Consider the following 25,104-nt stretch of genomic DNA (forward strand, 5'->3'; position numbering starts at 1 on the left):
AAACGCTACATAGCCCGCCAAATCTGGCGCACCCTCCAAGCCACCACTTGACACCAACACTCACAGATCTTGGAGTTTGCGGTCCGGCATGGCCGACTTGTCGGACCGAAACGGGCACGCGAAGTTCAAGATCGACGCGGATGTCCGGGTGACGCGGGGGAGACGTGCGCGTGGGGGATGCTGCGGTGCGGGGCGGTGCGGGGCGGTGCGGTGCGGGGCGGGGTGGGGCGGGGTGGCTTAGAAGAAGCCGCCCGGCCGGCCGTTGCGGTCCGCGATCAGGCCCGCGAACGTCGCCACCGCGATCTCCGCCGCCGTCTTGCTGCCGATGTTCAGCCCGATCGGGCGATGCACCCGGGCGATCTCGTCCTCGTCCACCCCGAGTTCGCGTAGCGCCGCCACGTGCGGCCCGGCGATCGTGGGGTTGCCCACGATGCCGATCCACCGGGTGGGGGCCGCCAGCGCCTCCTTCAGGATGGTGCCGATCTCCGGACGGTGATGGTCGGTCAGCACCACGTCCGTGTGCCCGTCGAGGCCCGCCGCCGCCAGGTCACCGACCACTTGGTCGCCGTGCGGGCGTGGCGGTCCGACCAGCCGGGCCGGATCCGGCTCGACCAGCACGCAATGGAATCCCAGTTCCAGGCCGAAGCGCAGCAGGCTTTCGGCCACCGGGGAGGCGAACACGGCTACCAGGCGGCGGGGAGCGGTCATGGCCGTGACTTTGCCAGAAGCCGGTGTGCCATGCTCGACCATATGACTCTCGCACCGGCCGACCAGACGCCGATCGCGCAGGCCAAGCCTCTGCGGCTGGGCCGGCATGACGTGTGGCCGCCGGTCGTGCTCGCTCCGATGGCCGGCATCACCAACGTCGCCTTCCGGCGGCTCTGCCGCGAGCAGGGCGGCGGTGCCTACGTCTGCGAGATGATCACCACTCGGGCGCTCGTCGAGCGCATTCCGAAGACCCTCAAGATGATCTCGTTCGCGCCCGACGAGGACTTTCGCAGCCTGCAGCTATACGGGGTGGACCCCGATGTCACCGCGGCGGCCGTCCGCATGGTCGGTGAAGACGGGCTGGCCGACCATGTCGACCTCAACTTCGGCTGCCCGGTACCCAAGGTCACCCGGCGTGGTGGCGGGTCCGCGTTGCCGTGGCGCCGCCGGCTGTTCGGTCGCATCGTCGGCCAGGCCGTCGCCGCGGCGGCACCCTTCGGCATCCCGGTCACCGTCAAGATGCGCAAGGGCATCGACGACGACCATCTGACGTACGTGGAAGCCGGGCTGATCGCCCAGGAAGCTGGCGTCGCCGCAGTGGCGCTGCACGCCCGCACCGCCCAGCAACGGTATTCCGGCAACGCCGACTGGGACGCCATCGCCGCGCTGAAGCAGACCCTGGACGTGCCGGTGCTCGGCAACGGCGACATCTGGGAGGCGGCCGACGCGCTGCGCATGGTGGCGCACACCGGCGCGGACGGGGTGGTCGTGGGCCGCGGATGTCTCGGGCGGCCGTGGCTGTTCGCCGACCTGGAAGCGGCCTTCGCCGGCCGTCCCTCGCAGGCCCTGCCGTCCCAGGGCGAGGTGGCCGCGATCATGTCCCGGCACGCCCACCTGCTGGTCGACGCGCTCGGCGACGAGCGGCACGGCTGCGCCGACTTCCGCAAGCACGTCGCCTGGTATCTGAAGGGGTTCCCGGTCGGCGGGGAGTTGCGGCGCAGCCTGGCGATGGTCTCCTCGCTGGCGGAGCTCGACGACCTGCTGGCTCGGCTGGACCCGCGGGTGCCGTTCCCACGGGAGGCGCTCGGTCAGCCGCGTGGGCGGGTCAACGCGCCCGGCAAGGTGTCCCTGCCGCACGGCTGGCTGGACAGCCGCGACGACGACGCCGTCCCGGAGGGCGCCGAAATGGAGAACTCCGGCGGGTGACGGCGGGGAGGGCGGCGCAGTGCCCTCCCCGCCGGCATCGGGGTCAGACGTCCAGATCCGCCTCGATGCGCCTCAGTTGGTGCCGCGCCATGGCCAGGTTCGCCCGGTCACGGCGCAGCGCCACATAGAGGAACAGGCCCTTTCCGGCGCGGCTCGTCAGCGGCCGGATCATGTGGTACTGCGTGTCCAGGGAGATCAGGATGTCCTCGATCTTCTCGGTGAGGTTCAGCATCTCCATGGCCCGCAGCTTGGCCCGGACAACGTCGGTGTTGCCCGCGGCGGCCACGGTCAGGTCGAGGTCCTTGCCGCCGCCCTGAGTGCCCAACGCCATCCCGCTGGTGTGGTCGACCAGCGCGACGCCGATGCAGCCGTCGAGGTTCATGATTTCTTTCAGTGCGGTGTCCATGTCGGGCATGGATGTCCTCCGTAATGCGGTGGGATGGCGGCTCGCCGTGCGGCGGCGCCGTTCGTGGGGTCGCGTGTCGTGACGAGGTCGTGGGTCAACCGGCCGCCTGCTGGTGAACGCTGGTGGGCAGGGTGGCCATCGGCGTGCGCCGGGCCAGCGGGGTGGCCGGGCCGGACTGGACCGGGATCTCCGGCCGCGTCACCGGGGGCAGCGCCTCGGCCAGCATCGGCATCAGCCGCTGCACGCAGCGGCGCGCTTCCAGGTGCACCATCGCCAGGTTGGCCGATCCGCTGGTGACCAGGGTCAGCAGGGCCACCTGCCCGGCCATGTATGAGGTGATGTAGCCGCGTTCGCACTCCACCACCGACTCGCGCAGTTCGCCATGGTCCACGGCATGCGCGAAGCGGCGGGCCAGCGCCAGGTGCGCCGCGGCGAGGGCGGCCAGGCTGTCCGGTTCGATGCGGTGCGCGTCGTGCGCCACCACCATACCGTCGGTGGTGGCCAGGACACTGCCGGACAGCTCCGGCAGCCTCGTGCGGAGGTGTCCGAGCTCCTCCAGCACCGCCGGATCGACCGTCATCCCCGTGACTCCTTCCTGGTGGAGGTGTGCGCATGCAGGGGAGGCGCGCGTGTCACCGCAAGGCCCGCAATGCCGTGCGGATGCGTTTCAACAGCACCTCGTCGGTGCCGTGCGGTGGCGGTGGCTCGGCGGCGACATCCTTCGGGATGCCCGCGCCGGGCTTGCGCCGGGCCAGTCGTGGCGGGCGCTGGACCGGTCCGGTCGTCTCCGGCCGGGTGTCCCCCGTCGGCTCCGTCCCGGTCGGGCCCAGCGTCGTCCCGGTCGGACTCAGCGTCCCGGTCGGACTCAGCGGCGCGACCGCGTGCACCTCGGCGCGTGGTTCGTCCGGCGACCGAGAGCCCGGTATGCGGCGCGGCGACGCGGTGCCCCGCGGCGGGTCCCGGCGGCGTGACTCCGCGCCCGGCGAAGGTGGCGTAGCGGCTGGCTTGGGTGGCGCAGCGTCCGGCGTGGGCACCGCGGTGAGCCGGACCGGCCCGGCCCGCTCGCCGGCTACCGGCGCCCGCAACAGACCTATCGCTGCCATCCGCCGCAACTCCTGCACCGTCGCGTACCCGGCGCGGCCGAGAAGCTGTGCCAGGTCGGCCGGCGTGCGCTGCCCGTCGGCGTGCACCAGCAGCTCCCACTGCAGGGCGGTCAGCGTGACCCGCCCCACCGGCAACCGTGCCGCCGGGGTGACCGGAGCGGAGTCCACCCGCGAGTCGGGCAGGATCTCGTCCAGCATCCGGGCACGGCGACGCGACTCCCGGTTGAGTGCGTCGGCGTCGACACGCACCACCGCGCCCATCCAGTGCACCGCACCGTCCAGGAAGTCCACCGGGGCCGAGGCGGGGGACAGCGCGAAGAACGCCGCGTCGTAGGTCGCGCCAAGCACGCACAGCTCCAGCTCTCCCTGGGTCAGATGGCCCTGGTCGACGAGCATCCGCCCGACCTGCGCCTGCGACGTGCCCGCATCCAGCGCCGCCTGCCACGTACGCCCGGCCAGCCGCCCGGACGCGGTGAGCAACTCGCCCACACCCGGGGCGGCCGGCGATTCCGCGTACGCGACCATGCCCTCGATGAGATAGACCGACCCGCCGGGGTGACCGCCCACCACCAGCGCTCCGGTCCGCCGCTCGCCGGCGGCCTGCGTGAGCAGGCGACCCGGCGCTGCGGTCGTCGAGGACGGCACGATCAATCCCTTCGGTCGGTGTTTCGGCGGACACCGGCGAGCCCGGCGATGCCGCTCAGGTCGCGACGAGCTCGTCGGCCAGCTTCTGCATGCGGCGCCGGGCAACCGCCAGGTTGCCGAGCGAGCGGTCCAGCCACACATAGAGCACCAGCCGGCTGTCGAAGTCGGTCTGCACCAGACGGAGCAGGTGATAACCCCCAGCGGTCGTGATGATCAGGTCTTCGAGCAGGTCGTTCGGCACGGCCGAGACGATCATCGAGCGGTCCGTGGCCGCCTGGACCACGCTGGCCGTGCCGGCCGCTGCGGCGTCATGGTCGGCGTTGGGGGCGGAACCCGTCGTGGCGACCGGGAATCCGGTGGTGTAGTCGACGATGCTGGCTCCGACCGCGCCAGGGATCGCCATGGCCTCCTGTAGACAGTGGTCGACGCCGGGCACATCTCTCCTCAGCGTGTTGCTATTGCTGCCGGTCACCTCGTAAGTCCGGTGCCGCGCGGGTTGCCGGTTCCGCGCGTCACCGTCCGCTGCCTGCTGCTTCTTCGCTGTCTCCGACGGCGCCACGCGGAGATGCGAATCCGCCTGCCGTCGCCGAAGCCATCCTGGGCTGACCGCACGACGACGAGTCGCACTCGGTGTGCGTCATCTTCGCCTCACTGCACGTGACGGCTGCCGTCCGCGGGCCGCAACCTCCTCGCCGATCCGGCGTAACATGATCGTCACTTCTGCGGCGGGCGTGGCCCTCCGACGGCTAGTGCGGGAGGAGCACGGATGACCAGCGTCTGGGAGCAGATCGTCGTCGACGCCGAGGACCCCAAGCGGCTCGCGCGATGGTGGGCCGAAGCGCTGGGCTACACCATCGTGCACGAGGCACCGGACGAGGTGGAGATCCGCCGCACCGCCGACGCCCTGCCCGGCTTGGTGTTCACCCCGGTGCCGGACACCAAGACCGGGAAGAACCGCCTGCACATCGACCTGCGCCCGGACGACCAGGAAGCCGAGGTGGAACGCCTCATCGACATGGGCGCCCGGCCGGTGGACGTGGGCCAGCACGACGCGAGCTGGGTGGTCCTGGCCGACCCGGAAGGCAACGAGTTCTGCGTGCTCGGCAGCCGCGCCGCCACCGCGACGCGGTGCCGACCTCTACGCTGACAGGGTGATCTCCGACGCCGAACGCTGGGTCCCGGAACCGGCCAAGGACAGCGGCCACGGCCGCACCCAGTTCGAGCGGGACCGGGCGCGCGTGCTGCACTCGGCCGGCTTCCGGCGGCTCGCCACCAAGACCCAGGTGCACACCGCCGGATCGGACGACTTCCTGCGCACCCGCCTGACGCACTCGCTGGAGGTCGCCCAGATCGCCCGGGAGATGGGTGCCCGGCTGGGCTGCGACCCGGACGTGGTGGACGTGGCCGGCCTCGCCCACGACATCGGGCATCCGCCGTTCGGCCACAACGGCGAGGCGGCCCTCGACGTGGTCGCCCAGCCCTGCGGAGGCTTCGAAGGCAACGCCCAGACGCTGCGCGTACTCACCCGCCTGGAGGCCAAGGTCGACGGCGCCGGCCTCAACCTCACCCGGGCCTCGCTGGACGCCGCCAGCAAATACCCGTGGCCGCGCGCCGACGGCCGCCGCAAGTACGGCGTGTACGCCGACGACCTGCCCGTGTTCACCTGGATGCGGCGCACCGCCCCGCCCGGGGAACGCCGCTGCCTGGAGGCCCAGGTGATGGACTGGGCCGACGACGTGGCCTACTCCGTGCACGACGTGGAGGACGGGGTGCACGGCGGCTACCTCTCGCTGCGCCCGCTCGTCGAGGACGCCGACGAGCGGGCGGCGCTGTGCGCCGACGTCGCCGCCACCTACTCCGACGAGTCCGCGGACACCCTCGGCGCGGCGCTCACCGCGCTGCTCACCGACGAACTGGTGCGTGCCGTCGCCGACTATGACGGCGGGTACGCCGCACAGGTCGCTCTGAAACGGATGACCAGCGTGCTCACCGGTCGCTTCGTGGCCAGCGCGGTCGGCGCCACGCACAGCCGGCACGGCGCCGAACCGATGCGCCGCTACGACGCCGACCTGGTGGTGCCGCCCACCGTGCGCAACCAGTGCGCCCTGCTCAAGGGCATGGCCTTGCGGTACGTGATGCGCGCCCGCGCGGCCGAGCAATGGTACGAGCGGCAGCGGCAGATCCTGACCGAGCTGGTCGAGGCGTTGTCCCGGCGCGCCCCCGACGACTTGGACGCGCTGTTCGCGCCGCAGTGGAAGGCCGCCCCCGACGACGCCGCGCGGCTGCGCGTGGTGATCGACCAGGTGGCGTCGCTGACCGATCACGCGGCCGTCGCCTGGCACGAGAGGCTGGTCGAGCGCGGCTGACGCCCCGGTTGGCCGTCGGCCGGGTGGCACAGGCAGGATGTAGCGGTGGCCAGAGTGAAGGACGAGGACATCGCACTGGTCCGCGACCGCACGTCGATCGTCGACGTGATCAGCGAGACCGTCACCTTGAAGTCCGCCGGTGGCGGCAACCTGAAGGGCCTGTGCCCGTTCCACGACGAGAAGACTCCGTCGTTCACGGTGAGCCCTGCCCGAAATGTCTATTTCTGCCATGGCTGTGGGGCGGGCGGGGACGCCATCAAGTTTCTGATGGACGCCGACCACCTGACGTTCGTGGAGTCGATCGAGCGGCTCGCCGGGAAGGCCGGCATCCAGCTACGCTACGACACCTCGTACGACAAGAACCCGGCGCCGCGCCAGCAGACCGGCCAGAGGCAGCGGCTGATTGCCGCGCACGCCGACGCCGTCGCGTTCTACCGCGATCAGCTAGGCCGGCCGGGCGCGCGCAAGGCCCGGGAGTTCCTGGCGCAGCGCGGCTTCGGCCGGGACGCGGCGGAGAAGTACGGCTGTGGGTTCGCCCCGGACGCCTGGGATCAGCTCACCAAGCATCTGCGGCAGAAGGGCTACACGGCCGAGGAGCTGACCGCGGCGGGGCTGTCCCGGCCGGCCCGCTCGGGTTCGCTGATCGACCGGTTCCGCCGCCGGCTGCTCTGGCCGATCAAAGACCTCGGCGGGGACGTGATCGGGTTCGGTGCCCGCAAGCTGTTCGACGACGATGACGGCCCGAAATATCTGAACACCCCGGAGACGCCGCTCTACAAGAAAAGCCATGTGCTGTACGGGCTGGATCACGCCAAGCGGGAGATCGCCCGCCGCGGCCGGGCGGTGATCGTGGAGGGCTACACCGACGTGATGGCCTGTCACGAGGCCGGCGAGCCGACCGCCGTGGCCACGTGCGGCACCGCGTTCGGCGCCGATCACATCGGGGTCTTGCGGCGTCTGCTGATGGACAGCGATAGTTTCGCCGGGGAGATCATCTACACGTTCGACGGGGATGCGGCCGGGCAGAAGGCGGCGTTGCGGGCCTTCGAGTCGGATCAGCGGTTCGTCGGGCGCACCTTCATCGCGGTCAGCCCGGACAACATGGACCCGTGTGAGCTGCGGCTGGCCAAGGGCGACATGGCGGTGCGGGACATGATCGCCGGCCGGGAGCCGCTGGTGGACTTCGCGTTGCGGCAGATCCTGTCGCGGTTCGACCTGGACACCGTGGAGGGCCGGGTGGAGGCGATGCGCCGGGCGGCGCCGCTGGTGGCGAAGCTCAAGGACCGGGAGAAGCGTCCGGAGTACGCGCGCAAGCTGGCCGGCGATCTGGGCATGGACCCGGAGCCGGTGCAACGGGCGGTGGCCGCGGCGTCGGGCGGCGAGCCGCGGGGGGCGCGTGTTCCGGTCCAGCCGGCGGACAGCCCGCAGCGGTTGGTCGAGCGGGAGGCGCTGAAGCTGGCGTTGCAGCAGCCGGTGATGGCCGGTCCGATGTTCGACGCGCTGGGTCCGGAGATGTACGCGGATCCGGTGTTCCGCGCGGTGCGGTCGGCGGTCGGCGCGGCCGGCGGTGCGGCCTCGGCCACCGGGGGCGTGCATTGGATCGAGGCGGTTCGCGAGCAGTGCGAGGATCTGTCCGGCAAGGCGATCGTCGGGGAGTTGGCGGTCGACCCGCTGCATGTGGATGGCGAGGCCGACCCGCGGTATGTGCAGATCACGCTGGCCCGGCTGCAGGCGGTTGCGGTGACCGCGCGGATCCGTGATCTGAAGTCGAAGGTGCAGCGGGTGAATCCGGTGGCGCACAAGGACGAGTATCTGGCGCTGGCCGGGGAACTGTTCTCTCTTGAGCAGCAGGCCCGTGCGCTGCGTGAACAGGCGGCAGGTGGATGGTGAGTTTTCTGCGTCGGCGGCCGAAGTTGCCGGCCGATCGGCGGCCCGAGATGGATTCCGACGAGCGCGTCCTGGCGTGGGCGTATATCGGGTCGGACCCGGGTGGTCCGGTCGCGGTGGCGACCAACCGGGGCCTGTGGTTGCCGGACCGGGGGCGGCTGGGCTGGCACGAGATCCATAAGGCGGCGTGGTCGGGTTCCGCGTTGCGGATCACCCCCGCCGAGGTGGCGCACGAGCGGGCGGGGTACACGGTGCTGGTCGACGCGCCCGCGGTGGCGTACCAGTTGCAGAGCCCGGGGGAGCTTCCGGATCAGGTGCGCACCCGAGTGACCCGGTCGGTGGCCTACACGTCGCATCATCCGTTGCCGGACGGCGGTGTGCGGGTGGTGGCCCGACGGGTGACCGGGCGGGACGGGCTGAGCTGGTCGGTGCGGTACGACTCGGGCACCCCGGTGGAGACCGCGCAGACGGTGGCGGTCACCGACGAACTGGTGACCGCGGCTCGGGTGGCGGCCGCGCCGCCGCAATGATCCCGGTCCGAGGCGGAAGTTGTCAGACCCGCGCCCTAATGTCGTGCGGGTGAGTGACGAGTCTCTGGTCCACGCGCGTGGCCTGGTCAAGCGGTTCGGCGACTTCGCCGCGGTCGACGGCATCGACGTGGACGTGCGGCGCGGCGAGGCGTTCGGCTTCCTGGGCCCGAACGGCGCGGGCAAGAGTTCCACCATGCGCATGGTCGGTTGTGTCTCGCCGCCGTCGGCCGGGGTGTTGCGCATCCTCGGCATGGACCCGGCTCGGTCCGGGTCCCGGATCCGTGCCCGGCTGGGGGTCTGCCCGCAGGTGGACAATCTCGATCCCGAGCTGACCGTGCGGGAGAATCTCACGGCTTATGCGCGTTTCTTCGGGATCTCCCGGCGGGTGGCCCGGCAGCGTGCCGCGGAGCTGCTGGATTTCGTGCAGTTGAGCGATCGGGCGTCCAGCCGGGTGGAGCCGTTGTCCGGCGGGATGAAGCGCCGGCTGACCATCGCCCGGTCGCTGGTCAACGAGCCGGAGATGGTGCTGCTGGACGAGCCGACGACGGGTCTCGATCCGCAGGCGCGGCATCTGGTGTGGGAACGGTTGTTCCGGCTCAAACAGCAGGGCGTCACGTTGGTGCTGACCACGCACTACATGGACGAGGCGGAGCAGTTGTGCGATCGCCTGGTGGTGATGGACGGCGGCCGGATCGTGGCGCAGGGGACGCCGCGGGAGCTGATCGAGCGCTATTCCACCCGCGAGGTGGTCGAGCTGCGGTTCCCGGTGCCGGATCAGGGAGCGTATGGGGAGAAGCTGGCCGGGGTGGGGGAGCGGCTGGAGGTGCTGCCCGATCGGATCCTGCTCTATGTGGCCGATGGTGACGAGGCCGTCGCGGAGGTGCACCGGCGCTCGCTCGGACCGTCCAGCGCGCTGGTGCGGCGCAGCAGCCTGGAGGACGTCTTCCTGCATCTGACCGGCCGGACGTTGGTGGACTGATGGCGCCGTGGTCGGTGTTCGAGTTCCACATGGTGGGTTACCGCCGCACCTGGCGGGGGAGCGCGCTGTCGTCGTTCGTGCTGCCCTTGCTGACCGTGCTGGGTTTCGGCGTCGCGGTGGGCGCGCATGTGGCCGGCGGGGTGCAGGGCGTGCCCTATCTCGATTGGATCGTGCCGGGTCTGGTCGCGTCGACGGCGATGCAGACCGCGATCGGGGTGTCGACGTGGCCGGTGCTGAGCCGCTTCGAGTGGATGAAGACCTACTCCGCGCTGGCGGCGTCGCCGTTGCGGCTGGCCGACATCGTCGCCGGCGATTTTCTTTACCTGCTGTTCCGGGTGCTGGTCAGCGCCGGGGCGTTCCTGATCGTGGCGGCGGCCTTCGGCGCGGTGCACAGTTGGTGGACGCCGGCCGCGCTGGCGGTGTGCGCGCTGGTCGGGTTCGCGGTGGGCGGGCCGACCACGGCATATTCGGCCGCCGTGCGCAGCGACAGCTACCTGGCCATTCTGCTGCGGTTCGCGGTGTTGCCGATGTCGCTGTTCTCCGGGGTGTTCTTCGAGGTCGGCGCGTTGCCGGCGGTGCTGCGCTGGGTGGCGTACGCGTTGCCGCTCTGGCACGGCGTGGAGCTGAGCCGTGCGGCGATGCTCGGCATCGCTCCGCACTGGCCGGCCGCCGCGCATCTGGCCGTCCTGGTGTCGTGGGTGACGGCGGGGATCGCGCTCACCATCCGGCAGTTCCACCGTCGACTGGTCTATTGATCTATTGAGGAGCCGTGATGGTCACGCTTGCCCTGCCGCGGCTGCTGCTGGCCCGGGACTCGGCGCGCCGCGCCGGCTCGATGGTGGAGCGCAACGTCGCCGCGCTGCGTTCGGCCTACTGGATCGTCATGGTCGGCGGGTTCCTGGAGCCGCTGCTCTACCTGTTCTCCATCGGTGTGGGCGTGGGGGCGCTGATCGGCGACATCCGGATACCGGATGGCCGGGTGGTGGGATACGCGGAATTCGTCGCTCCGGCGATGCTGGCGGCCTCGGCCATGTCCGGGGCGCTGTCCGAGACGACGTTCAACTTCTTCGGGAAGATGAAGTTCATGCGGCTCTACGATGCCGTGCTGGCCACCCCGGTGCGGCCGATGGAGGTGGCCGCCGGTGAGCTGATCTGGGCGATGGCGCGGGGCACCGTGTACGCCGCGGCGTTCCTGGTCGTCATGACGCTGATGGATCTGACCTCGTGGCCGCGGGCGCTCGCCGCGTTCCCGGCGACGGTGTTCGTCGGGTTCGCGTTCGGGGCGCTCGGCATGGCGCTGTCCACCTTCATGCGGGGCTGGCAGGAGTTCGACCTGATCGCGGCGGTTCAATTCGCCCTGTTCCTGTTCTCCGGCACGTTCGTGCCGGCGCAGGACTACTGGCCGCCCCTGCGCATGCTGGTGGAGATCACCCCGCTGTACCGGGCGGTGGATCTGATCCGGGGGATCTGCCTGACGTCGTTCGGCGCGGTCCAGGTGGTCGATCTGATCTACCTGTGCGCGCTGTTCGCCGGCGGGCTGGCCCTGGCCGGAAGGCGGATGGCCCGCCTGTTGCTCAAGTGACTCGGGTGGCTCGTCTGGACGTGAGTTGAGCGTTTGCTGTGCCGGAGCGCGGGCGGGGGGATTAGATGAGGGCGGTGGCGGGCATCACCCCAACAAGTCAATTGTCGTGCGGCGTGGCGGGGAGGGCGCGCACGACGACGACCACGCCGGACTCATCCATGCGCCCGGGAGGGAACCCCCGCGATGAAACTGTTCCATCGATCCGAGGACGACACCTCGCGCGACGACGCGGCCGGACCGCCGCAGTCATCGACGACGTCGACGACTGCGAAGGCCGATCACGGGGAGAAGCGCGGGGGCGACGACGTCGGCGCCGCCACCTCCACGAAGGCCGTCACCTCCACGAAGACGGCGGAGGACCGTGACACCGACCTGACCGCGCCGGGCCCGGATGAGGGACCGGACAGCCCCTTGCAGCTACGTGGCGGGGGACTGCTCGCCGCGATGAAGCGCACCGGCAAGCAGTTCTCCCAGGACAACCTGACCGACTGGGCCGCCGCGCTGACCTACTACGGGGTGCTGTCGATCTTCCCCGGGGCGCTGGTCCTGGTCTCGGTGCTCGGTCTGATCGGCGGCAACGGTCAGGACACCGTGCAGGACACGGTGAACCAGGTGGTGCCGAGCACGCAGATCCGCGATCTGGTCGACACGGTTCTCAAGCAGGTGCAGGGCAACGGGACGGCCGGCCTCGCCGCCGTCATCGGTATCGTCGCGGCGTTCTGGTCGGCCTCGGGGTACATCGCGGCGTTCATGCGCGCCTCCAACGCCATCTATGACGTGCCCGAGGGCCGGCCGATCTGGAAGACGCTGCCGATCCGGGTCGGCGTCACCGCGGTCATCGGCCTGATGCTGATCGTGTCGGCGTTCATCGTCATCTTCACCGGGGACCTCGCCGAGACGGTCGGGGACCGGATCGGACTGGGGTCGGTCGCGGTCACCGTGTGGAGCATCGCCAAGTGGCCGGTGCTGGTCATCCTGGTCAGCCTGATGTTCGCGATCCTCTACTGGGCGTCGCCGAACGCGAAGACCGGCGGGTTCCGGTGGATCACGCCGGGCGGCATCTGCGCCGTGCTGCTGTGGATCATCGCGTCGGTCGCGTTCGCGATCTACCTGGCCAACTTCGCCAACTACAACAAGACGTACGGCACCCTGGGCGGCGTCATCGCGTTCCTGGTCTGGCTCTGGATCTCCAACATCGCCATCATGCTCGGCGCGGAACTGGACGCCGAGCTGGAGCGCGGCCGTGCCATCGCGGCCGGGCATCCCGCGGACGAGGAGCCCTTCCTGGAGCTGCGCGACGACCGCAAGTTGAAGAAGGGCAGCGAGCAGGGACTCAGCACCAACGAATAGGGCACCGGCACGGGCGGCGGCCATTACCCCTCGGGGTGGTGGCCGCCGCCCGCGTTACCCCGATGGTGCGACGACACGTGCGTGTCCGAATAGGCATTTGGTGAACTTTGAGCATCGGCGTTTCCTTGCGTGTCGCCTTGCTCTCAACGGCCCGTTCGCACTTCATCGCGGCTGCTGAGCGGGGCATCCAATCCTCCGCGGGCCGCTCCGAGATCATGTTCGCGCCGGTCATGCCGTCGCACGACGGGTGCGCCGCTCATCCGAGCCCCGGATGACTCTCGTATTCGTGGGCACATCACAACGCGGAGGGAGGTCGTCCGATGCACCGACTGATGATCACGGCCGACTCGGATTCGCCCGGCCCGCTGGTCCATACTGGATCAGCAAGCACGGTCGGATGCACGTTCAGATGCACGTGCGGATGCGTGGGAGGGGTTTGATGCGGCTGCGCCACCGCTCGGGCCGGTTCGTTCACCTGAGTCACGGCACGAATGTCCGCCCTGCCCGTGATCTGCCGTCCGTGGTCGATCAACTCGACACCTACGCCTCCGCCATCCGCGCCAGGCTCGGTGTCGACACCCTCGGCGTGAGCCTTTGGCTGCCGCCCACCCTCGCCGCCGCCCTTGCCGCGGATGGACGCGCCCGAACCCGACTGCGTTCCGAACTCGACGCCCGTGGCCTCGAAGTTCGCTCGCTGAGCGGCGTGCCGTTCGCCGAGGGCGGCGGCGAGGTGATCGGAGAGGACGCGCCGGACTGGAGTGACCCGGCGCGTCTGGAATACACCTTGGACCTGGCCCGCGTCCTCGTCGATCTGCTGCCCGACGACGCCGTCCGCGGGGCCGTCACCACGCTCGGACTGGGCCGCCGGGACTCCTGGGGGCAGGCGCAGCAACAGTCCGCCGACCGCATCCTGGGCCGGCTCTCCGCCGGACTGGCCGAAGTCGCCTGGCACACCGGCCGCGCGGTCCGCGTCGGCTTCCGGCCCGAACCCGGATTCCTGCTCGACTCCGCCGCGAGCTGCGTGGCCGCGCTGGCCAAGACCGACCGCGACCGCGTCGGCGTCTGCCTCGACACCGCCGACCTGGCCTGCACCTGGCAGGACCCGGTGGCCACCATCGACGAACTCGGCCGGGCCGGCATCTCGGTCATCCGGGTCCAGGTCGCGGCGGCCCTGGAAACCGCGAACCCGGTGGTGGCGGCGGACACCCTGCGCCGGTACGTGGACGACCACCGCCACCCGGTCACCACCCCCGACGGCGGGTACGCCGACCACCTGTCCGAGGCGCTGCGCGACCTCCCGGCCGGCGCGTGGCGGATCCGCTACCACATGCCGCTGCACCTGGATCCCGCGCCGCCGCTGGCGGCCACCACCAGCGTGTGCCATGCGGCGCTGATGCGCCTGGTCGGCGGCGCGCTGCCGGAGACCGAGCACGTCGACGTGGCGATCGAGACGTGGGGCCTGCTGCCGCCCGACCAGCGCCCGGCCGGCGACTCGGCGCTGGCCGACGGCATCGCCGCCGAGCTGACGCACGTCGGGCGGGAGCTGTCCGGGCTGGGCCTGGTGCCCTCCGCCGACGCCCGAGCCTAGATACGCCCGAACCTGCATACGCTGGGGCCGCCCCGCGCTGATCAGCGCGGGGCGGCCCCAGCGTATGCAGCGGCGCAGCCGTCAGTACGTGCTGCTGGAACTGCTCGATCCGGCGAGGGAGTCGGTGGTCGTCGTCAGGTCACTGTCGGACTTGCCGCTGCTGGCGTGCAGCTTCTGCCCGACCTTCGACTGGTCCAGCCGCTCCTTACCCTCGGTGTAGAGCTTGTTGGCCTGCGCCTGTGCCACCCCGGCCGCCTCTTGCACCGTGGGGTGCTCCCACACCTTCTTGGCGTTCGCCGCGATCTCCTCGTACTTCTCCCGGCCTGCACGGCTACCCAGGACGAAGCCTGCCGCAAGACCCGTGATGAACATGAGCTTTCCGCGCATTATGGCGGCTCCTTCCGTTCGTGACGCGCGTGCGTCGTTCGGACCTTACCCATCCTGCCCGCCAGGCATACCTATGGCAGTGTTTCAGCCCCGTTGCGGCGTGCCACGTCCCCCGCCCGCAACGCGCTTGCCGTGTCATGTACTGTAGATCCGGCCGCCAAGAAGACCCGCGCTGGCGGGTGCCGCGGCCACGCGCAGTCCCCTGTAGCTCAATTGGCAGAGCAGCCGGCTGTTAACCGGCAGGTTACTGGTTCGAGTCCAGTCGGGGGAGCTCCTCCTCGATCCGGGCATGCAATGCCCGCCTCCCTCGCACCGGTTTCGCGGGCGATCTTCGGTTCTTCTCCTGCCGGTCGGCGCGCTCGCGGCTAGGCTGAAATCCGCGTCGTACGTACGTACCGGTGAGAGGTGCCCGTGTCACAGCCCGTTGAGACCGACGTCGTCATCGTCGGCGGCGGACTGGCCGGCCTGGCCGCCGCCCGCAGGCTCGACCGCTCCGGCGTCGACTGGCTGCTCGTCGAGGGATCCGACCGGCTCGGTGGGCGGGTCGCCACCGACGTCGTCGACGGATGGCGGCTCGACCGTGGCTTCCAGGTGCTCAACACCGCGTACCCGCGACTGCCCGCCCTGGTCGACATCGACGCGCTCGACATGCGCTGGTTCACCCCCGGGGTGCTGGTCCGTCGCGCCGGCAAGCTGCACCGCCTGGAGAATCCGCTGCGGGAACCGCTGTCCGTCGCGCAGACCGTCGGGTCTGGCGTCGGCACCCTCGCCGACCGGCTCCGGTTCGCCGCGCTCGCCACCAAATGCGCCACCATGCCCGTGTCCCGGCTGCTCGCCGCGCCGGAAACCACCACCCAGGTCGCGTTGCGCCGCGCCGGGCTGTCCCACCGGATGATCGAAGAGGTGCTGCGCCCCTTCCTGTCCGGGGTGTTCGCCGACCGGTCCCTGGACACCTCCAGCCACGTCCTCGCCATGGTGCTGCGATCGTTCGCCCGGGGCCGCATCGGGGTACCCGCCGCCGGCATGGGCGCCCTGCCCGGCGCCGTCGCCGGCCCCCTGCCGTACCCGCAACTGCTCGTCGGCGCGCGCACCCTCTCCATCGAACCCGGACGGGTGGTCACCCAAGGCGGCGAAATCCGCTGCCGCGCCGTCGTCGTCGCCACCGACCCGGTCACCGCCGCCGCGCTGCTGCCCGCGCTGCCCACTCCCGACATGCACGGGCTCACCACGTTCTACTTCGGTGCCGACCACGCCCCGATCGGCGACCCCGTGCTGCTCGTCGACGGCGACCGCCGCGAGATCGTCGCCAACACCGTGGTCATGAGCAACGCCGCACCGGAATACGCTCCGCCCGGAAAATCCCTCGTCGCGGCCTCGGTGGTGGGCGTTTCCGCGCCGTCGGGCGCCTCCGAGTCGGTGGTACGCGTCGAACTGTCCCGGCTCTACGGCGTACCCACCGACGACTGGGACCTGATCGAGGTCTACTCGATCCCCCAGGCGTTGCCGGTCGCCGGCGTCCCGCAGGGCAACCTCCGCAAGCCGGTCGCGCTCGGTGACAACATTTTCGTCGCGGGTGACCACCGAGACAGCCCATCGATCCAGGGCGCCCTCGCCAGCGGATGGCGCACGGCGGGCGCGGTGCTGAACACCTTGGGTGCGCGAGCGCTGAGCGCATAGCTCGGTGGAGCGGAGTTGGTGGCACAGGCTAGGATCACCGCCGGTAAGGGGCGGTAGCTCAGTGGGTTAGAGCAGGGGACTCATAATCCCTCGGTCGCGGGTTCGAGTCCCGCCCGCCCCACCAGGCAAGACGCTCGATCAGCTTCGCTTGATCGGCCGTTCGTGACACGGGATGTGACGCGAACGGTGTTAGCGTGCCCCTCATGACGCGAGCGGCGCGCCCTCGCAAGCGGCAGCGAGGATCGATTGACGCCTTGCCGAGCGGTGCTCTGCGTGTCCGAGTTTACGGCGGCACGGACCCGCTGACCGGCCGGCGTCACGACCTGGTCGAGACGATTCCGGCCGGGCCGGACGCGCCGAAGCTCGCCGAGCAGGCGCGTACCCGGATGCTGAGTCAGGTTGACGAGCGGCGCAATCCGCGCACTAAGGCGACGGTAAATCAGCTTCTTGACCGCTGGCTTGAGGTGCTGGACGTGGAGCCGTCCACGCGGGTTGGGTACGTCCGCAAGGTGGAGAAGCACGTCCGGCCGATGCTCGGCAAGATGCGCGTGGCGCGGGTGGACGCCGAGCTGCTGGAGACGTTCTATGCGCGGCTGAGGAAGTGCCGGGACCACTGCGACGGCCGGCGGTTCGTCCAGCATCGGACGAGCCGGGAGCACGTGTGCGATGACCGGTGCGGGCCGCATCAGTGCAAGGGTCTCGCTGATTCGACGGTGCGCCAGATCCATTGGATTCTGAGCGGCGCCTTGGACCGGGCGGTGCGCTGGAAGTGGATCGCGGTGAATCCGGCCGAGTACGCGGATAAGCCGGCGTTGCCGCATCCCGATCCGCAGCCGCCGAGCGTCGCGGACGCCGCGCGGATCATCAACGAATCGTGGCGGGATCCTGATCTTCAAGCTCTACTTCTTCGGTGCCCTGGCCGTGAGCTTCACTCACGTCATCGAGGCGGCGCACAAGCTGGAGCTGCACGGGTGGCAGGCGTGGACGACGCCGTTCGCGATCGACGGGATCGCGGTGATCGGCATGGTCATGCGTGGCGCGGCTTTCAGCCGCGCCACGCGGCAGCTGGGGTTCCGGGTGCAGGTTGCGGCCGGCCTGTTGAGCCTGGCGTGCAACGTGTTCGCCGGTGACACGGTGGGTGAGCGGGTGTACGGGGTGCTGATCGTGGCGCTGTTCGTGTTCAGCGAGTGGCTGTCGGACCGCATGGAGGGCCGCGAGGTCGACGTCGAGCGCGAGCGGGCGGCGAAGCGGGCGGCGGCCGCCGAGAAGGGTCGGGCGACGCGGGCGGCGAACAAGCAGGCGGCGGAGCGGCTGGTGAAGTCGGGCCGGCGCCGGATGGACCGCGAGTTGGCCAAGCTCACCGAGGGGCGGTGAGCGTGGGTGCGAATCGCGACGGGATGGTCCGGCCTTCACGCAGACGAGCGGCCGGACCTGGTGGTTGAGGCGCACATGGTGGCGCCCGGTCAAATCCAGGTGTTCGCGCTGGCCGGGGTGAGCGTCGTTAACCTCGGAACGCGCGAGGCAGGACTGTTCCTTACCGCCGCGGGCAACATAATCGCAAGCGTGCCGATCGCCACCAGTCCGAATCCGGCCGACGTTGCCGATTCGATCGTTCGCGACATGCCGCCGAAGTCGAACGCGCCCATCGGGTACAGCCAACTGGGCCTGTTCTAGACGGGTGGGCTCGCAGCACCTAGGCGAGCCCACGACCCACCCTGCGTGAACGCCAGCCGCTATGATTGAGCGGCGCGGTTATCGGTTACGAAGCGATCGGTAGGGGATAGTCTGTGCGGAATCTCAACGAAGTTGAATCGTTCGGCGGAACAGCTGCCGAGGATGACGACATCGAGCGCTTTTTTGTAGAGACGCCAGCTTTTTCGTTGCTTACCAGTGGGCGAAGGCACCTGGTAGTAGGGCGTAAGGGGTCCGGTAAGACCGCGTTGTACTTGGCGGTAAGAAACAGCGCCGGGCGTGAGAGCAGTCTGAGCGTGGGCCTAACCTTCAAGCAGTATCCCTGGGCAGCGCACTTGAAGTATGCCTCGACCGAAGTCGATTCCACCGAGCGATTTGTTTCATCATGGCTCTTCCTCATGCTGATTGAGACATTCTCATCGGTTATCAAAGCGGCTGGACCGGGGCTGGATCGCCATCAGCGTAGAGCGCTCGATGATGTATCGAAGTTTTTGCGACACAACTACGGAACCACCGACCTCGACTTCCGGCACCTATTCCCTGCCGGCGGGCTTCGGCTCGACAAGATTGACGTTAAGCCAGAGGTACTCAAGAATTCTCTCGGCGGATTCACTCAATCTCGGACCGGCGAGAGCCTCGGCGCGACGCTCACCAGAATTAATGACTGGCTGTTTGCGAAACTTGAGGTTCTCAACAGTAAGACGCCTAAGACCTACGTGCTGTTTGACGAGCTCGATCTTGGATTTGAGCCAGAAAAAGCCGAATACCTCGATCGCGTAACGGGACTTCTTCTTGCAATGCGCTATTTCGTTTCACGAATCACGCGGAATGGAATCCCAGTTCACCCGGTCGTGTTCCTTCGTACGGACATCTTTGATCTCCTGCATTTCGGCGACAAAAATAAGATTGTAAACGCTGAGATGGTTGAGCTGGCCTGGCATGACCAGCTTGAACGAACTGGGGCCAGCCTCAAGCACCTCTTGGACTGGCGCATTAAGGAGGAGCTAGAGGTAAAGAATCTAGACGAAGCATGGGGGAAAGCTTTCGATGACCAGCTCACGCGCGGAACTCAACACAAATTCCAGCATATGACATTCCGAACCTTTCTGCGCCCCAGGGACGTTATCCAGTTTGCGAATCTTGCCCTAAGTGCGGCTAAATCCCGAGGTCCTCGTGAAGGCGTTCCGAATGAGGATCTACGCATCTCGAACAGCGACGTCAAGGCGGCACGCGTTCCATATTCAAACTACTTTCGTCGCGAACTGGACGACGAGATTGCGGCAGTTGAGCCAGCGTGGCAAAGCTATCTCGAAGTTTTGCGGATTGTTGGTGCCGCTAAATTTGAACGATCGGACTATGAGGCCGCTTTCGAAGTCGCGAGGCGGAAATTTGAACTAAAATTGTCAATCGAAGACTCCCTGTCCCTGCTATACCAGTTCTCCATCCTCGGATTCGAACGTGCAGTAACCGGCGCAGGTTTGATTTATCAATTCCGATACATTGACCCGTCAGTACCTTTCGAATCCGATGCGGCTTATTTCTATGTGCATCGAGGCTTGAAGGAAACTCTTGGCCTTACCGAAACTCAGTCCTGACGAGCGCGACTTAACGAGAAAGAGACTTGCGTTCGAAACTGCGGGCGAGGCCCAGATCGGCTCAGTGCAACGCGTCAGGCTTCCGCCACGCGGCGCCGGCACGGTTCCGCTCCCGTTCAGGACGTCGGCGTGAGCGCATGACACGAGTCGTGACGCGAAACAGGGCCGACTGGTGACGATGGTGCGGTTGTAGACCATCGCGACGTTAGAGGAGTAGCTGGTAGAGGCTGTGGGCCAGCTGGAGCGACGCTCTCATAATCCCTCGGTCGCGGGTTCGAGTCCCGCCCGCCCCACTCGAAACGGACACCCAAACGGACGGGCACGAGCACTAGTCCCGGCCGCGCGCGCCCGGCTCGGCGGTGCTATGCCGCTACCTGCGGCCATCTTCGGATTGTGTCCGTTTCGCCGCGCGTCCCTGCGGACGCCTGACCACGCGTGCATCACTCGTCGGCCTGGTGTCTCATGCACCATCGCCGGGACTGTGACATTTATGCTACGGTTCTGTCGTCAGGGAGCCGAAGGGACGGACATGACAACCGCTAACACCGCCTTCTGGGACGACCTCGCTGAAGACCTGAAAGATCCCGAGTTCCTCCGCACCTACGTGGTGGAGTCGGTCCGCATCGCCACTATCGACGCGACGGTCAACGCGCTCGACGAGGCCCGCCTGGCCGCTGGCCTGTCCAAGGCCGCTCTTGCACGCGCCATCGGGGCGAACCCCGACGCGATCCGCCGCTTGTTCACCAACGGCTCAGCAAACCCGACCCTGAGCACCGTCGCAGAGATCGCCGCGGCTCTAGGCATGCGCCTGACACTCGAGCCGCTGCCTCCTGCGGAGCGCAAGCAGATCACCGAGCCGCTGGTCAGCGGTGAGCACGGCGATACTGCGGCCCTCGTTACCCACTTGCAGACACTGCGCGGTTCAAAGGTTCGGCCCCGCTCAGGCGCCAAGACCGCCGACGCCGCGTAGTCGCAGCGCTACAACAACGATCGCGGATTGCGGGAACGATACTCGATGCCGAGCTCCCGAACATCTTTGTAGTCCGCTTCCGACAGTTTCGTCCGGAACGGCTTGTCCAACCCCGTGATCACTACCAGCATCGGCTTGGCCCGCTCAGCCGCATCGTAGTCCAGCAGACAGTACAACCGGTAGTGATGTCGGCGTGGGCCATCGACGCGCACTTCGAACCAGCCAGTCATGTCACCGTGCATAGCTTCCCAGTAGCCACCACCGGAGAACCGCTTCGGTGGTGCCGTCGCCACCGCGATAAGGATCGCGTTGAACTTCGCCCTTAGTCGGCACACGATCTTGGTTGTAGTCGTCTCCCGGGGAGTCATCGATTCGTGCGGGTCGCCGAGTCCAGCGCAACCTCCAAATTGATCCTGTCGAGACTGCCACCATCTGAACATGGCCACGGCTGACGACGCGACCGTCAGCACGGATTTCGCATTCTGGTACCGCAGGCCCACTCGAAACGGATACCCAAACGGAGGGGTCGCGAGCGGGTAGCTCCGCATCGGGGCCGGATGTCGGCAGGTCAAGGTTGCCGTCTCTGGTCGGCGAGGCCACCGCCGATCGGCTAACCTCGCCCGTCTCGCACGCGACCTCAGTTGACGACTCAGCCCGTCGCCGGCAAGGTCGGCCGGCAAGGCGGTCAGTTCTGGCCGGGACTTGCTGTGGGCAGTCCTGCGGCCTTGGCGCATTCGAGCAGTCGCCGGTCGTAGGTGACGAAGGCGATGAGTGCTGTCCCGGACTCGTTGGTCAGAACCTGGGCGGTGGCTAGGTGGATGGCGTCGAGGCTACGCAGCGTCGGCTCGGCGAACGCGGCTGCGGTCGCGCGGATCGTGTTGTCGATCTCCAGTCGGAAGAGCCGTCCGACGGCCGCCGGGACACCGATCAAGGCTTGCGGGGCTGACCGGCGCAACGCTCTCGGCACCTCCACTTCGACGAGAGCGGACGAGACCAGCGGCACATCGTCGTGGGTGTTGAGCCAGGAGACCAGGTCGGCGCTGCATGCTTCCTGCCGAACCAGCTTGACGACGGCGGCGGAATCGAGATAAATCACCAGCGCTCCTCGTCTCGCATCGCGGCGACAGTGTCAGCTACGTCCACACCCTCGTCACCAAGCTTCGGCGGAAGCGGCACAGGACCGCCGCCGGACGGGGCGACAGCTCGCCCCGTGGCTACCAGCCTGGCCAGCGTCGACATGTCGTCACCCACCGGAACAAGCCGGGCTATCGGGTGTCCACGGTCCGTGATCTCAACGGTCTCGCCACCGCTCACCCGAGCCAACACCTGGCTCGTGTTCTGGTTCAGCTCCCGCACACCGATGCGCTCCATGGACGCGAGTGTAGAACAGGATGTTCTACGTCGCCAGTCACTCCGCTGCGGCGGCTGCGATCAGCCTCTGCGCTTATCTTGACCTGCGCAAACGCAGCAACAACGGGTCACCGATTATCGTCGCCGGTTGGTTCGCATGGTGTTGCCTCCGCCCCACCCATACGGATACCCAAACGGACGGGCGTACGGACCCGATGCGGACGGTTCGTCGGGTCGGTCGGCGGCGGTCACGCGGACTTTGGAAGCGAGTGAACTCGTCGTTCGGCCAGGTCTGGTAGGTGCCGTGCGGCCGTCGCGAAGTCGTTGTCGTCGTGCAGGATCACGAGTCCGCGGATGGCGGTGCAGGCGCAGATCAGCAGGTCTACGCATGACAACGCTCGGTGCGCTCCTGCGCGCATCAGGCGGTATTGGGCGGACTCGACCCATTGCCACGCTGACTTCGGTACGGGGACGTCCGGATAGAGGTCGACGAACATGGAGGTCATCTGCTCGTACTCGTCGAGGTTGCGGGCCGAACGGCGGAACTCGGTCCGTTGCGGCTGGCATGATCCGATCGCGTGGTCAGAGATCACGTCGGCCCAGCCCGCCCGTACGTCCGAATCGCGTAGCAGTCGCCATAGCGCTGACGAGTCGGCCAGGTAGCGGATCACGCAGCGGGTGTCTTGCCGGCGGCGTGCATGTCCTGCCACCCCTCGTAGTCCCACGTCTGGGCGGCGGCGGCGTAGTGATCGAGTGCCGCGATGCGGCGGTGCCGGGCGGCGTACTCCCGCAGGGCGAGGTTTACCGTCTCTTTCTTGCTTCGCGCGCCGGAGAGTCGCATCGCCTCGGCGAGAGCGTCATCATCGAGGTCGATCTGAGTGATAGCCACAGCATCCTCCTTGTTGATGATGTACGAAGCTCTCATACATTCCCACCATACCAAGCGGGGTCACCGCACCTGCTCGGCGTCGAGTTCGACTAGCTGAGCCGCCGATGGCCTACCCGACGTCAACGTGCGCTTTGGCGCCGTGAACTGGCAAAACTCCCCAGAAGTGGCGTCCCGTGGATGTTGACGGTGCGGTTCGCATGGTGCAACGTCCGGTCCACCAGCACCAAACTCGAAAACATCAAGGTCAAGGGTGTACGGCAGGGTGTACCCGCCCTGACTGACACATGCTGCGGGTCACTCGCGGTTACCCAACGGGTCATTCCAGTCGATGGCCGATTCGGACCTCGGCAGCGCCCGCCCCATCCGGTCGGCCGCATCCCGCGCCATCGCCGACGCGACGTGCGCATAGCCTTCGGTCACCCGTACCGACGAGTGCCGCAGGATCTGCTGCACGACCCGCACATCAACCCCCTGGGCCAACAAGAACGTCGCGGCGAAGTGCCGGGCGTCGTGCGGCCGGTACATGCCCTCGATGCCCGCCTCGGCTTCAAGCTGCTGCCATTCCCGCCAGTCCGCCTCCGGGCTGACCGGGCCGCCCATCCGGTCGGCGAATACGAGACCGTGAGCGGCGTATGCGGCACCGGCCATCATCCGTTCGAGATCCTGCACCTCCCGGTGTGTGCGCAACTCGGCGACGAACTCCGCCGGCAGCGGCACGGTGCCCTTGCTCTTACCCTTGGGCGGTTTCAGGATCAGTCCGCCCTTGACGACGATCTCGCCCGACCGCAGCGGCAGCGTCCGGTACCGTGGAATCCCGGCGGCCGGTCGTAGCAGTCGGCCGCCACCCTGACTGCTACCAGGGAGCACTGCCCATGGCCGTTCCGCCGGTCGTCGACCCTGCATTCCCCGCCGAGCTGCGCCGCCTGCGCACCCTCGCCGGGATGTCATTGCGGGCACTGGCCGCCCACGTCTACCAGTCCAAGACCACCGTGCACGACCTCGAACAGGGCCGCGCGCAGCCGACCCGCGATCTGGCGGCACGGCTCGACGACGCACTCGACGGTGGCGGCCGGCTCGCCGACCTCGTGCGCCCCGCCGACGCGCTGCCCGACGAGGCGCGCATGGCCTACGCCGCGCGGCACCCTCGCCGTGCCGACGCCGTCGTTGCCGGTCAGCTCTCCGGCCTGCTCGCCGCACAGCGACGCCTGGAGGACACCATCGGGTCCGCGCCGGTGCTGGCCTCTGCGGTGGCCCAGCTCGGCACGCTGGAGGCGCTGGTGGGTGAATCCCGCGACGGGATGCGCCCGCGGCTGCTCGACGTCGGCGCGCAGTGGGCGCAGTTCGTCGGCTGGCTGCATGCGGCCACCGGAGATCCCGCAGCGGCCGATGCGGCGTTCAGCCTCGCGCTGGAGTGGGCGACGGAGCGCGGCGACCGGGACATGATCGCCACCGCTCTGAGCTTCAAGGGGTACCTGGCCGAGGGTCTCGGCCGTCTCGGGTCGATGATTGGCCTGTCCGAGGCGGCGCAGCGCGACCCCGCCGTGTATCCGGCCCAGCGCGCCTACTCGGGCGGGCAGCGTGCGCGGGCGTTGGCGATCTGCGGCGACGAGCAAGCAGCGCTGCGCGCCATCGGTGAGGCCGTGGACATTGCCGCCACGCAGGACCCGGACACCATGCCGCCCTGGTCGTACTACTACGACCCGACGTTCTTCGTGATTCAGCGCGGTCTCGTCTTCAAGCACCTGGGCGCGCACAGCGGCCAGCGCAATGCGCAGGCCGTGCAGATGCTCACGTCCGGACTGGACGGCATGACCGCTGAGGCTCGGCGCGCGGAGTGGGCCGGCGTCTACCTGTGCCATCTCGCCGAGGCGCACTGCCGCGCGCACGATCTCGACGGGGCACGTCAGGCGCTTGCCGAGGCCCGCCAGATCGCCGCGGCGACCTCGTCGGCGAAGGTGCGGCACAGGGTGGACGGGCTGGCGCGCCGTATGGGCGTGTCCGCCGACCGTCCATAGTCGGCGCGGACGCATCCGGACGCGACAGATCTTCACTCACCGCCATCGCCCGGTGACGATCGTTCGCGAGGGCCGGCGTCGGCGTGACCTTTCCCATTCCCCCCCCCGGTCGCGTCGGACCCGAGGCGGCCGGCCCTCACCTCAGTGGGGAGGTGAGGGCGGCGCGCGCCGCCACGCCG

At 68.7% G+C, this 25,104-nt stretch carries 28 protein-coding genes, 2 tRNA genes and 1 pseudogene; 19 read left to right on the plus strand and 12 right to left on the minus strand.

Translation table 11 applies throughout. The features are described 5' to 3' along the window. Positions 1 to 237 precede the first annotated feature (237 nt). Complete coding sequence (locus IEY73_RS30310) at positions 238 to 708, minus strand: XdhC family protein (RefSeq protein ID WP_229716301.1); 471 nt, start codon at positions 706 to 708, stop codon at positions 238 to 240. Positions 709 to 750: 42 nt separating this feature from the next. Here IEY73_RS30310 and dusB point away from each other — a divergent pair, with 42 nt between their 5' ends. Continuing rightward, the gene (gene dusB / locus IEY73_RS30315) at positions 751 to 1,914 is read left to right on the plus strand and encodes a tRNA dihydrouridine synthase DusB (RefSeq protein WP_189082776.1); all 1,164 of its coding nucleotides are present in this window, start codon (positions 751 to 753) and stop codon (positions 1,912 to 1,914) included. Positions 1,915 to 1,957: 43 nt separating this feature from the next. On the opposite strand, the gene IEY73_RS30320 is transcribed toward dusB, so the two are convergent. The 4 genes from IEY73_RS30320 to IEY73_RS30335 form a co-directional block, all read right to left on the minus strand. Next, entirely contained in the window at positions 1,958 to 2,329 is a 372-nt protein-coding gene (locus IEY73_RS30320) for a hypothetical protein (RefSeq protein WP_189082777.1), read from the minus strand. 85 nt (positions 2,330 to 2,414) lie between these two features. Beyond that, the gene (locus IEY73_RS30325) at positions 2,415 to 2,900 is read right to left on the minus strand and encodes a roadblock/LC7 domain-containing protein (protein WP_189082778.1); all 486 of its coding nucleotides are present in this window, start codon (positions 2,898 to 2,900) and stop codon (positions 2,415 to 2,417) included. A 52-nt stretch (positions 2,901 to 2,952) separates the two neighbouring features. Further along, entirely contained in the window at positions 2,953 to 4,068 is a 1,116-nt protein-coding gene (locus IEY73_RS30330) for a DUF4388 domain-containing protein (protein WP_189082779.1), read from the minus strand. 55 nt (positions 4,069 to 4,123) lie between these two features. Further along, the gene (locus tag IEY73_RS30335; protein ID WP_189082780.1) at positions 4,124 to 4,504 is read right to left on the minus strand and encodes a roadblock/LC7 domain-containing protein; all 381 of its coding nucleotides are present in this window, start codon (positions 4,502 to 4,504) and stop codon (positions 4,124 to 4,126) included. A gap of 330 nt (positions 4,505 to 4,834) precedes the next feature. Here IEY73_RS30335 and IEY73_RS30340 point away from each other — a divergent pair, with 330 nt between their 5' ends. The 9 genes from IEY73_RS30340 (at position 4,835) to IEY73_RS30380 (ending at position 14,350) form a co-directional block, all read left to right on the plus strand. After that, the gene (locus IEY73_RS30340; RefSeq protein WP_189082781.1) at positions 4,835 to 5,215 is read left to right on the plus strand and encodes a VOC family protein; all 381 of its coding nucleotides are present in this window, start codon (positions 4,835 to 4,837) and stop codon (positions 5,213 to 5,215) included. A gap of 7 nt (positions 5,216 to 5,222) precedes the next feature. Further along, on the plus strand, positions 5,223 to 6,434 hold the full coding sequence (locus IEY73_RS30345) for a deoxyguanosinetriphosphate triphosphohydrolase (RefSeq protein WP_189082802.1): 1,212 nt from the start codon (positions 5,223 to 5,225) through the stop codon (positions 6,432 to 6,434). A gap of 45 nt (positions 6,435 to 6,479) precedes the next feature. Beyond that, complete coding sequence (dnaG, locus tag IEY73_RS30350) at positions 6,480 to 8,324, plus strand: DNA primase (protein WP_189082782.1); 1,845 nt, start codon at positions 6,480 to 6,482, stop codon at positions 8,322 to 8,324. Continuing rightward, positions 8,321 to 8,851 (plus strand): hypothetical protein, encoded by a 531-nt coding sequence (locus tag IEY73_RS30355; RefSeq protein WP_189082783.1) that lies wholly within the window; start codon positions 8,321 to 8,323, stop codon positions 8,849 to 8,851. The genes dnaG and IEY73_RS30355 overlap by 4 nt, the downstream gene beginning before the upstream one ends. 49 nt (positions 8,852 to 8,900) lie before the next feature. Beyond that, positions 8,901 to 9,830 carry an ABC transporter ATP-binding protein gene (locus tag IEY73_RS30360; RefSeq protein WP_189082784.1) on the plus strand — a complete coding sequence of 310 codons (930 nt, stop codon included), beginning with the start codon at positions 8,901 to 8,903 and terminating at the stop codon, positions 9,828 to 9,830. Beyond that, positions 9,830 to 10,585, plus strand: coding sequence for an ABC transporter permease (locus IEY73_RS30365; RefSeq protein ID WP_189082785.1), 756 nt, complete (start codon positions 9,830 to 9,832; stop codon positions 10,583 to 10,585). The genes IEY73_RS30360 and IEY73_RS30365 overlap by 1 nt, the downstream gene beginning before the upstream one ends. Positions 10,586 to 10,602: 17 nt before the next feature. Beyond that, complete coding sequence (locus IEY73_RS30370) at positions 10,603 to 11,412, plus strand: ABC transporter permease (RefSeq protein WP_189082786.1); 810 nt, start codon at positions 10,603 to 10,605, stop codon at positions 11,410 to 11,412. 183 nt (positions 11,413 to 11,595) lie between these two features. Next, positions 11,596 to 12,762 (plus strand): YihY/virulence factor BrkB family protein, encoded by a 1,167-nt coding sequence (locus IEY73_RS30375; RefSeq protein ID WP_189082787.1) that lies wholly within the window; start codon positions 11,596 to 11,598, stop codon positions 12,760 to 12,762. Positions 12,763 to 13,282: 520 nt separating this feature from the next. Continuing rightward, the gene (locus IEY73_RS30380) at positions 13,283 to 14,350 is read left to right on the plus strand and encodes a sugar phosphate isomerase/epimerase family protein (RefSeq protein ID WP_189082788.1); all 1,068 of its coding nucleotides are present in this window, start codon (positions 13,283 to 13,285) and stop codon (positions 14,348 to 14,350) included. 81 nt (positions 14,351 to 14,431) lie between these two features. Here the strand turns inward: IEY73_RS30380 and IEY73_RS30385 are convergent, their stop codons facing one another. Continuing rightward, positions 14,432 to 14,737: a hypothetical protein gene (locus tag IEY73_RS30385; RefSeq protein ID WP_189082789.1), complete on the minus strand. Its 306-nt coding sequence runs from the start codon at positions 14,735 to 14,737 to the stop codon at positions 14,432 to 14,434. Between the two features lie 198 nt (positions 14,738 to 14,935). Here IEY73_RS30385 and IEY73_RS30390 point away from each other — a divergent pair. From IEY73_RS30390 to IEY73_RS30425, 8 genes and pseudogenes are all read left to right on the plus strand, one after another. Beyond that, a tRNA-Asn gene (locus tag IEY73_RS30390) sits at positions 14,936 to 15,008 on the plus strand. Positions 15,009 to 15,148: 140 nt separating this feature from the next. Then, a complete protein-coding gene (locus IEY73_RS30395) occupies positions 15,149 to 16,414 on the plus strand; it encodes an NAD(P)/FAD-dependent oxidoreductase (RefSeq protein ID WP_189082790.1) in 1,266 nt (421 codons plus the stop codon). Between the two features lie 47 nt (positions 16,415 to 16,461). Next, positions 16,462 to 16,538: transfer RNA gene (locus IEY73_RS30400), tRNA-Ile, on the plus strand. A 262-nt stretch (positions 16,539 to 16,800) separates the two neighbouring features. Then, positions 16,801 to 16,989, plus strand: a pseudogene (locus IEY73_RS33930) (tyrosine-type recombinase/integrase); the annotation flags it as partial. 346 nt (positions 16,990 to 17,335) lie between these two features. Continuing rightward, entirely contained in the window at positions 17,336 to 17,788 is a 453-nt protein-coding gene (locus IEY73_RS30410; RefSeq protein WP_189082791.1) for a DUF2637 domain-containing protein, read from the plus strand. 6 nt (positions 17,789 to 17,794) lie between these two features. Next, the gene (locus tag IEY73_RS30415) at positions 17,795 to 18,088 is read left to right on the plus strand and encodes a hypothetical protein (RefSeq protein ID WP_189082792.1); all 294 of its coding nucleotides are present in this window, start codon (positions 17,795 to 17,797) and stop codon (positions 18,086 to 18,088) included. Positions 18,089 to 18,201: 113 nt separating this feature from the next. Next, the gene (locus IEY73_RS30420) at positions 18,202 to 19,701 is read left to right on the plus strand and encodes a P-loop ATPase, Sll1717 family (RefSeq protein ID WP_189082793.1); all 1,500 of its coding nucleotides are present in this window, start codon (positions 18,202 to 18,204) and stop codon (positions 19,699 to 19,701) included. Positions 19,702 to 20,230: 529 nt separating this feature from the next. Then, positions 20,231 to 20,671: a helix-turn-helix domain-containing transcriptional regulator gene (locus IEY73_RS30425; RefSeq protein ID WP_189082794.1), complete on the plus strand. Its 441-nt coding sequence runs from the start codon at positions 20,231 to 20,233 to the stop codon at positions 20,669 to 20,671. Between the two features lie 8 nt (positions 20,672 to 20,679). Here IEY73_RS30425 and IEY73_RS30430 read toward each other — a convergent pair whose 3' ends face one another. The 6 genes from IEY73_RS30430 to IEY73_RS30455 form a co-directional block, all read right to left on the minus strand. Further along, positions 20,680 to 21,141, minus strand: a complete 462-nt coding sequence (locus tag IEY73_RS30430; protein WP_189082795.1) for a hypothetical protein — start codon at positions 21,139 to 21,141, stop codon at positions 20,680 to 20,682. A gap of 215 nt (positions 21,142 to 21,356) precedes the next feature. Next, entirely contained in the window at positions 21,357 to 21,767 is a 411-nt protein-coding gene (locus tag IEY73_RS30435) for a type II toxin-antitoxin system VapC family toxin (RefSeq protein ID WP_189082796.1), read from the minus strand. Further along, the gene (locus tag IEY73_RS30440; RefSeq protein ID WP_189082797.1) at positions 21,764 to 22,042 is read right to left on the minus strand and encodes a type II toxin-antitoxin system Phd/YefM family antitoxin; all 279 of its coding nucleotides are present in this window, start codon (positions 22,040 to 22,042) and stop codon (positions 21,764 to 21,766) included. Before IEY73_RS30440 ends, IEY73_RS30435 begins: the two co-directional genes overlap by 4 nt. Positions 22,043 to 22,269: 227 nt before the next feature. Then, complete coding sequence (locus tag IEY73_RS30445; RefSeq protein WP_189082798.1) at positions 22,270 to 22,692, minus strand: PIN domain-containing protein; 423 nt, start codon at positions 22,690 to 22,692, stop codon at positions 22,270 to 22,272. After that, positions 22,689 to 22,910, minus strand: coding sequence for a type II toxin-antitoxin system VapB family antitoxin (locus IEY73_RS30450; protein WP_189082799.1), 222 nt, complete (start codon positions 22,908 to 22,910; stop codon positions 22,689 to 22,691). The genes IEY73_RS30445 and IEY73_RS30450 overlap by 4 nt, the downstream gene beginning before the upstream one ends. 294 nt (positions 22,911 to 23,204) lie before the next feature. Beyond that, positions 23,205 to 23,777 (minus strand): tyrosine-type recombinase/integrase, encoded by a 573-nt coding sequence (locus IEY73_RS30455; RefSeq protein WP_229716302.1) that lies wholly within the window; start codon positions 23,775 to 23,777, stop codon positions 23,205 to 23,207. Between the two features lie 5 nt (positions 23,778 to 23,782). Here IEY73_RS30455 and IEY73_RS30460 point away from each other — a divergent pair, with 5 nt between their 5' ends. After that, the gene (locus IEY73_RS30460; protein WP_229716303.1) at positions 23,783 to 24,925 is read left to right on the plus strand and encodes a helix-turn-helix domain-containing protein; all 1,143 of its coding nucleotides are present in this window, start codon (positions 23,783 to 23,785) and stop codon (positions 24,923 to 24,925) included. Positions 24,926 to 25,104: the final 179 nt, after the last annotated feature.

The organism is Mangrovihabitans endophyticus, assembly GCF_014646155.1.
GTDB classification, from domain to species: Bacteria; Actinomycetota; Actinomycetes; order Mycobacteriales; family Micromonosporaceae; genus Actinoplanes; species Actinoplanes endophyticus.

Coding starts and splice junctions, on each gene's coding strand:
- IEY73_RS30310 (WP_229716301.1), bottom strand. CDS start 708: ATGACCGCTCCCCGCCGCCTGGTAGCCGTGTTCGCCTCCCCGGTGGCC.
- dusB (WP_189082776.1), top strand. CDS start 751: ATGACTCTCGCACCGGCCGACCAGACGCCGATCGCGCAGGCCAAGCCT.
- IEY73_RS30320 (WP_189082777.1), bottom strand. CDS start 2,329: ATGCCCGACATGGACACCGCACTGAAAGAAATCATGAACCTCGACGGC.
- IEY73_RS30325 (WP_189082778.1), bottom strand. CDS start 2,900: ATGACGGTCGATCCGGCGGTGCTGGAGGAGCTCGGACACCTCCGCACG.
- IEY73_RS30340 (WP_189082781.1), top strand. CDS start 4,835: ATGACCAGCGTCTGGGAGCAGATCGTCGTCGACGCCGAGGACCCCAAG.
- IEY73_RS30365 (WP_189082785.1), top strand. CDS start 9,830: ATGGCGCCGTGGTCGGTGTTCGAGTTCCACATGGTGGGTTACCGCCGC.
- IEY73_RS30370 (WP_189082786.1), top strand. CDS start 10,603: ATGGTCACGCTTGCCCTGCCGCGGCTGCTGCTGGCCCGGGACTCGGCG.
- IEY73_RS30375 (WP_189082787.1), top strand. CDS start 11,596: ATGAAACTGTTCCATCGATCCGAGGACGACACCTCGCGCGACGACGCG.
- IEY73_RS30385 (WP_189082789.1), bottom strand. CDS start 14,737: ATGCGCGGAAAGCTCATGTTCATCACGGGTCTTGCGGCAGGCTTCGTC.
- IEY73_RS30425 (WP_189082794.1), top strand. CDS start 20,231: ATGACAACCGCTAACACCGCCTTCTGGGACGACCTCGCTGAAGACCTG.
- IEY73_RS30440 (WP_189082797.1), bottom strand. CDS start 22,042: ATGGAGCGCATCGGTGTGCGGGAGCTGAACCAGAACACGAGCCAGGTG.
- IEY73_RS30460 (WP_229716303.1), top strand. CDS start 23,783: ATGGCCGTTCCGCCGGTCGTCGACCCTGCATTCCCCGCCGAGCTGCGC.